The organism is Nostoc sp. CMAA1605, from assembly GCF_021596505.1.
Classification (GTDB): Bacteria; Cyanobacteriota; Cyanobacteriia; order Cyanobacteriales; family Nostocaceae; genus Trichormus.
The window spans coordinates 1-8046 of record NZ_PJIZ01000152.1 but is presented as its reverse complement, the minus strand read 5'-3'; the positions used below and the strand labels follow the sequence as shown (position 1 = coordinate 8046).

Here is an 8046-nt window from a genome sequence, read left to right as displayed (position 1 = left end):
GACTGGACTTTTAATTACATTGGGTGATCAAAAAGCCACTTTATTTTATCTGGGATTTTTTCCTGCCTTTTTGGATATTTCTCAGATATCTTATTTAGATACTATGATAATTATCTTAATTACTATATTAGCTGTAGGTGGAGTTAAAATTGTTTATGCTTTCATGGCAGATAGAGCTAGATTGCTGATTCGGCATCAAACCAGAAAAATTATTAATTTTATTGCTGGTTTTATCATGATTGCTGTAGGTTTATTTTTATTCATCAAGCCTTAGCTTAATCAGATTTTTTCTCTTAATACACGATATAAGTTATTGTTATCTAGGACTCTAGTCGATTCCTGAAAAAATTCAGTACATCTCTGTTCTCTTTTTCCTGTTCCCTGTTCCCTGTTCCCTGTTCTCTCCCTAAGTAAGTAATCGCAATAATCAACTCGGATTATTGTATACACCAATCAACGCTATTTTGTTGTGATCAAAAATGACTAAATTTTAGCTATTTTTTGCCAATTATTTGGGCTAATTGTGGGGATTTATTTCTCGTTCCAATGTTACCTTGATATTTGCTCAACTCAAGGCGGAATAATCTTTTGAGGGAATTCTAATTTAAAAATTAACAATTAAAAATGTATTTCAATTAATTAACTGCATTTACCCATGATTTTGGGCGTAAATAGATGGTTTCGCTCCTCGGCAGACTGAGAGAAGAATGTGTTAGAATTGTATCAAAATATGGCAATTATTCAAGAGAAATTTGGCATAATTTTGCGCTTTGTCAAGTACGAAGGCTAAAATCTAAGTTCTTTGGAGTTTTTTAGTTTATGACAACCTCACAGGAGAGGATTATCCCGACGGATCTGCGGAATGAAATGTCCCGGTCTTATCTGGAATACGCCATGAGTGTCATTGTGGGCAGGGCGTTACCAGATGCCAGGGATGGTCTAAAACCTGTGCATCGTCGCATCCTCTATGCCATGCACGAGTTAGGGCTAACCCACGATCGCCCCTTTCGGAAATGCGCCCGTGTCGTCGGGGAAGTGTTGGGTAAATACCACCCCCACGGTGATACAGCAGTATACGATGCCTTGGTGCGGATGGCGCAGGATTTTTCCATGCGATCGCCCTTAATTAACGGTCATGGTAACTTTGGTTCGGTGGATAACGACCCACCGGCGGCGATGCGTTACACAGAGTGCCGTCTGCAAGCGTTAACTAGTGCAGCCCTACTGCAAGACATCGAATCAGACACCGTAGATTTCATTGATAACTTCGATGGTTCACAGCAAGAACCGACCGTCTTACCTTCCCGTATTCCCCAACTACTGCTGAATGGTTCTTCGGGAATTGCGGTAGGGATGGCAACGAACATTCCCCCCCACAACTTAGGTGAACTGATTGATGGTTTGGTGGCGTTGATTCACAACCCCGAAATCACCGATTTGCAGTTAATGCAACATATTCCTGGGCCAGACTTCCCCACGGGCGGACAAATTCTCGGCACATCGGCGATTAAAGAAGCCTTCACCACAGGCCGGGGTTCAATTACCATGCGTGGTGTCGCCAACATCGAAACCATTGAACAGCGAGGCCGCCCCGACAGAGAAGCCATCATCATCACCGAATTACCCTATCAAACCAACAAAGCGGCATTAATTGAAAAAATTGCCGAGTTGGTGAATGATAAGCGGATTGACGGCATTGCAGATATCAGAGACGAAAGCGATCGCGACGGGATGCGAATCGTCATCGAACTCAAGCGCGATGCTTACCCCCGCGTCGTTTTAAATAACCTCTACAAGCAAACACCACTGCAAGCCAACTTTGGTGCCAATATGTTGGCCTTAGTCAATGGTGAACCGCAAATTCTCACCCTCAAGCAATTCCTCAACGTCTTCCTAGATTTTCGCATCGAAGCGATTACCAAACGCACCCGTTACGAATTGCGAAAAGCGGAAGAACGTGACCACATCCTACAAGGCTTACTAATTGCCTTGGCTCAGTTAGATGCCATTATCAACCTAATTCGTCATGCCCCCGATGCACCCACAGCTAAAGGTGAGTTAATTACCACCTATGGCCTATCGGAAGTGCAAGCCGATGCGATTTTGCAAATGCAGCTACGGCGATTAACAGCCCTAGAAGCCGACAAAATCCGCCAAGAACACGAAGATTTACAAACTCAAATCGCGGATTTGCAGGATATTTTGGCACGGCGGGAACGGATTTTAGAAATCATTGAAACCGAAGTTACCCAAATTAAAACCAGCTTTGCCACACCCCGACGCACAGTCATCACCCACGCCGAAGGGGAAATTGATGAACGGGACTTAATCGCCAACGAAAAAGCCTTAATTTTAGTCACCGAACAAGGCTATATCAAACGGATGCCCGTCAACACCTTTGAAGCCCAAAGCCGCGCCACCAGAGGCAAAGCCGCCGCCAAGGTGAAAGACGATGATACAGTAGAACATTTCTTGACTTGCTGTGATCACGATAGCGTTTTATTCTTTAGCGATCGCGGTGTCGTCTACTGTCTCAAAGCCTATCAAATCCCCGTGGGTTCTCGCACCAGTCGCGGTACACCCATTGTGCAGTTACTCCCCATCCCCAAAGAAGAAAAAATCACCTCAATTGTCCCTGTCGATGAGTTTACTAGCGAAGAATATCTAGTCATGCTCACCAAAGGCGGCAACATTAAGAAAACAGAACTAGCAGCCTTTAGTAACATTCGCGCCAATGGTTTAATCGCCATTTCCTTAGAAGAAGGGGATCAACTGCGTTGGGTACGTCGCGCCAGAGTTGAGGATAGCGTGCTTGTGGGTTCTCGCCACGGGATGGCGATTCACTTTCGATGTAATCATGAACAATTGCGTCCTTTGGGCAGGGCTACCCGTGGAGTGAAATCCATGAAACTCAAACCAGGGGATGAACTCGTCGGGATGGATATTTTACCAGCCGCCATTCTGGACACTTTAAATACAGAGGAAGTAGATACCGAAGAACTGGAAACTGAAGAACTGGAAACCACCGAAGAAACCACCGAAGTTCCAGCTAACGCCAGTGTCGGCCCTTGGGTATTAGTCATCACAACTGGAGGCTACGGCAAACGTGTCCCCGTTGCCCAATTCCGCCTGCAAAATCGTGCCGGTCAAGGTTTGATGGCAACCAAATTTAAAAACCGTAAAACCAAAGACCAGTTAGCCACCCTGGGTATAGTCAACAACGACAACGAAATCATGATGGTGACAAGTCGCGGCATTATTATTCGGCAAGCGGTGAACGCCATTTCTATCCAATCCCGTTCGGCCACTGGGGTAAGAGTGCAACGCCTCGATGAAGACGATGCCATTACCGGAGTAGCAATTGTGCCTCCTGACACAGCTGATACAGCCGAAACAGAAGAGGCGGAATGAAGTTAAAAGTTAAAAGTCAAAGGACAAAAGCCATTTTCCCTTTTGTCCTCTACCTTTTACTCGCCCTTGGTAGTGGGGTGGCGATGGGGTTAACCGTCGCCCCCGTAGGCGCATGGTTCATGGCGTGGGTAGCCCTAGCCCCCCTGTGGGCGATAGTGGCAAGGGGGCAGGGGGCAGGGGGCAGGGGGGAGGATGTTTTTCTCCCCTGCTCCTCTGCTCCCCTGCGCCCCTTCCTTCTTATGCCTTTACTCTGGGGTGTTGGTTATCACGGTGTAGCTTTATTTTGGATTACCGGCATTCATCCGATGGATTGGTTGGGTGTGCCTTGGTGGCCGAGTCTCGCTATCACCGTTTTTTGCTGGTCATTTATTAGCCTCTGGGGGGGAATATTTCTGGTAATTTGGGCGGGTGTATTATCCTGGCTCAAATTGTCATCATCTTTACTACGGGTTTTAGTAGGTACAGCCCTTTGGTGCGCCCTAGAAAGCCTGTGGAGTGCGGGGCCTTTGTGGTGGAGTTCTCTAGCTTACACTCAAAGCCCGCATAATCTGGTAATTTTACATCTAGGACAACTATCAGGGCCAAACACCGTCACAGCCGCGATTGTCGCTATTAATGGACTAATTGCCGAAGCCTGGCTTAGTTACCAGCAAGCTAGAAACCAACGTGATGAAATACGCAATAAAGATAAAAACTACACCCCTACACCCCTACACCCCTACACCCCTACACCCTTAAAACATTTAGCGATCGCCACAACTTTACTAATATCCCTCCACCTGCTAGGCTTATTTTTATACACTCGCCCCATCGCCCAACCCCCAAACGCCGCTTTAAAAGTCGGGATTGTTCAGGGCAATATTCCCAATAAAATTAAGCTACTTCCCGAAGGAGTACAACGCGCCATTCGGGGTTACACAGAAGGATATTTAACATTAGTCAATCAAGGTGTAGATGCTGTTTTAACTCCAGAAGGGGCGATGCCTTTTTTTGACAAAAATTTGGCGATGACTCCCTTAGTTGCAGCTATTCAAGAAAAGGGTGTGATTGCTTGGGTAGGGGCTTTTGGTAGTCAAGGACGCAGTTACACCAACAGTTTATTTACAGTCAATAGCCAAGGTGAACTGATTAGCCGCTACGATAAATCTAAATTAGTACCCCTGGGTGAATATATCCCCTTTGAGGAAGTTTTGGGTGCTTTGATTCAACGCTTATCACCTCTAGATGAACATCAAGTACATGGTTCATCGAATCAGATTTTTGACACTCCCTTGGGACGGGCAATTGTCGGGATTTGCTATGAATCAGCCTTTCCTGAAGTATTTCGTCGTCAAGCGGCTGCGGGGGGAGAATTTATTTTAAGTTCTTCCAACGATGCCCATTATAGTGCCGCCATGCCATTCCAACACCATGCCCAGGATATCATACGGGCGATTGAAACAGATAGATGGTCTGCTAGGGCAACCAACACCGGATATTCAGCTTTTGTTACTCCTCACGGACAAACTCTCTGGATTTCTGGCTATAACACCTATCAAACCCATGCGGAAACTATCTACAAAAGGCAGACTAAAACTTTATATGTGCGCTGGGGTGATTGGTTGACACCTTTATTATTAGGGTTGGGAATTATATCTAAATTACTCAACAGTCAGCTAAGACGATAATCACTACATCCCAGGATATGGGGATTACCACCTCACATTTTTTCCAGACTGCTGTGTAAATACAAATCTATAATACCAGTGTTTATATTTAGTGAAATGAGAGTTTTTATGGGTAATATAAAATCGCATAATCAATAAGTTTTGTGATCTTATATGAGTGAATCTAAAGATTTCTGCTTCTGCACATTAGCAGTAGGTGAAAGATATCGTAAGCATACAAGAATGCTTGCCCAAGACATACAGCAATATACCCCCAATATAAATCTATGTGTCTTAACTGATCAGCCAGAAGATTTTCAAGACTTCCCTCACGTTATTGGATTCAATCACAAACTTAAAAGTGTCAAAGGATATCATGATAAACGTTTTGTACTAGATAAGGCTCTTTCCCTATTTGAGAGTTGTATGTTTTTAGATTCTGATGTGCGAATTCTAGGTACTTTTGTAGAAGAAATGAATTGGCCTTTAGGCATCAGTGCAAGAGCAGGTTGTAACTTGCTTAGTCATATGCAAAATATGACTAATAAACAGGAAATTCAAACCATCGAAGAAGCCGCGAAAAAATTAAATATTGAGCTACAAGAAGTGCAGTGGCTGCACGAATTTATGTTTGTCATGAGAAGACAGGAGGGATTAGAAAAGGAATTCTTTGAACTTTGGCAGAGCATTTCTTACTTTTTTGAAATGAGAGGTATTTATCACGGCGAAGGCTTTGCGATGGGATTAGCTGCCGCTAAAGTCGGCATAGATATAGGCTTTTTCCGTGAAGATGTACTGCCCTTTTTCAAAGATAATATTGAACAAGCCAGAATTAAAACAAATAAATCTTCTCTCGAAAACAAGAGAAAATACTTTGATATGCACAGAGAGATTGAACATCCTCAACTTTCATTGAGCAAAAAAGTAATTAATAAGTTGACAAAAAAGGCTGAATTTTATTACAGATTACTTAGGTTAAAGTATGTTGTTAACACAGATACTAATTTCCAAAATTTATTTAGAATTTAGTAAGTAGGAGAGCTATTATTTTTGCGTTCAAAAAAAACGTTTAGTTCAAGCTAAGGCATCCAAGGGAAACTACAGTACACAACGTGTTGTATTTAACCCTCATTTTTCTGTTTGACTTTTTGTTATTGTTACATACTTAGAAACTTTTCCGTCGGACTGACTTGAAAAAGGGGTGTAGGGGTTTAAGGGTATAGGGGTGTAAGGGAAAGACTTTTTCACGTTTTCTTGTGTACGCAGTTCACGACGGCTACTTAATCAGGGTTATAAGAAGCATGAATGAATAGCCTAGTAGGGAAGGGGGTTAGGTGTTAAGTTAACTTTTCCACATAATAACGTGAAAAGTCAGTATAGCTTACGCCTCAAGAAAAAATTAGGGTTTTACTTGAAAACATTCCCCCTATCAGCTTTTAGCGCAGTTCTAACCCCGTCGCAGTGAACCGCAACCGATCTGGGCGCACCCCCAGGGCAGTTTCTAAAGCTACCCCGGCAATCTCGCGATAGGTATTGAGCAACTCTTGGTCGTTCTGTTCAGTTGCTACTGTGTAGCCCGCCAACGGTAGGGTTGCCATCAGCACGAAAGTCTCATAAAGTTTTTGGCGTTCTTGGCTGTTCAGTGCTTGGAAGGCCGACGAAGCACCGAAGGCTGCGTCACTGTTGGCTTGGAGATTCATCAGTGCGGCTTCGCTGGGTTCTTCTCCGTAGTACACCATGTAGCAAACCCCCACCAAGTAGGTGAACGCCATTGCCACGTTGTTGGGGCGGCCTAAACGCCTGGCTTCTTCCTCAAAGGCTTTGAAGCCCTCAGTGAAGGCTTGGGTTGACTGGCGTACTATAGTGGGGTCATTACTCAAACTGCGGGCGAACTGCGTCACTAGCAAGCGTTGCTGGACAGGGCGGAAGGTGGTTTTTGGGGTGTTTTGGGCTTGAGTGCGGGCGGTGGCTTGAGCGTTCTGGCTGCTGTTGTTGCGCCGATTGATGCTGTTGAGATTTGACTGAGTTTGACGCACCAGCGCAGCGTTCTTCTGAACGCTGAGGTAGGCGTTCATGTTGCTGAAACTGAGACTACTAGGTGCGCCAAACTGGGCTAAAGCAGGTTTAGCAGAGACAGCCGCAAGGAGGACGGTAGTGAGTATGACTTTGATGGATGGATTCATGGGTTCTCGTGTATGGGTGGATTTACACAGTTTAAAACTTGAGCATTACAGTGCTATTTCTAACACTTACCATTTAAATGATACACCTACGCAAATTTACTTTCCACCACAAAGGATGCCAAAAAAGATCACCTACGGTGGGCTTTTTCTCTATGTACCTACAGCTTGATTTCCATTTCCCTGGAGATAAAACAACAATCCAATTCCCCCGATCGCAATGATCACACCTGCGATCGCTCGCCAACTCACTTTTTCACCCATCAATATAGCAATGGGTATCACAAATAACGGACTTGTCTGTAAAAGTGTGGAAGCAATTCCCGCCACGGTGAATTTAATGGCTATTTGTTGTAACCAAATCCCTAAATAAGTACCGCAAAAAGCCGCGAAGCAAGTAACAAAAATCACTCGTCTTGATTGCCAGTAGGGATAGGACAATTCTTGATTTTTCCTTTGTAGCCACACCCACGGTAATAAAATCACTTCCGCCGCACTCAAACGCAATAAAGCCGCCCATAAGGGGTTGACACTTCCGCTAGTCAAAGCCGCACGGGAAATGATTGTGGCCATAGCGTTAGTGATGGTTGCGAATAAAGCAAAGCTGATACCTATTCTCAGGTGTGTCGGTGAAAGTTCACCATCGCCAGGAACACGCTCTGTAATTACCCAAGCGACTCCCAAGATAGTCAATAAAATTCCGCACCATGCACTCAGATGCAGTTGTTCTCGTAAAACTAGATTAGCAGCGATCGCAGTTACGGGAGGCGAAAGAGTGCCGATGAGTAAAACCCGCCGCGCCCCTAAGT

6 protein-coding genes are annotated in these 8046 nt (G+C 44.6%); 4 read left to right on the top strand and 2 right to left on the bottom strand.

Going from position 1 to position 8046, the window contains the following annotated elements; all coding sequences use genetic code 11:
* The 4 genes from CV014_RS28755 to CV014_RS28740 all read left to right on the top strand — a co-directional run.
* The coding region (locus tag CV014_RS28755) for a LysE family transporter (RefSeq protein WP_236145135.1) at positions 1 to 274 on the top strand (274 nt) is incomplete at its 5' end.
* Positions 275 to 819: 545 nt separating this feature from the next.
* Positions 820 to 3411 (top strand): DNA gyrase subunit A, encoded by a 2592-nt coding sequence (gene gyrA, locus CV014_RS28750; RefSeq protein WP_236145134.1) that lies wholly within the window; start codon positions 820 to 822, stop codon positions 3409 to 3411.
* Positions 3408 to 5078, top strand: a complete 1671-nt coding sequence (gene lnt / locus CV014_RS28745; protein WP_236145133.1) for an apolipoprotein N-acyltransferase — start codon at positions 3408 to 3410, stop codon at positions 5076 to 5078. Before gyrA ends, lnt begins: the two co-directional genes overlap by 4 nt.
* Before the next feature lie 153 nt (positions 5079 to 5231).
* A complete protein-coding gene (locus tag CV014_RS28740) occupies positions 5232 to 6086 on the top strand; it encodes a hypothetical protein (protein ID WP_236145132.1) in 855 nt (284 codons plus the stop codon).
* 407 nt (positions 6087 to 6493) lie between these two features.
* Here the strand turns inward: CV014_RS28740 and CV014_RS28735 are convergent, their stop codons facing one another.
* Together CV014_RS28735 and CV014_RS28730 are read right to left on the bottom strand one after the other, a co-directional pair.
* The gene (locus tag CV014_RS28735; protein WP_236145131.1) at positions 6494 to 7240 is read right to left on the bottom strand and encodes a DUF6683 family protein; all 747 of its coding nucleotides are present in this window, start codon (positions 7238 to 7240) and stop codon (positions 6494 to 6496) included.
* A 150-nt stretch (positions 7241 to 7390) separates the two neighbouring features.
* Positions 7391 to 8046 (bottom strand): DMT family transporter (locus CV014_RS28730; RefSeq protein ID WP_236145130.1); only part of this gene is annotated, 656 nt, incomplete at its 5' end.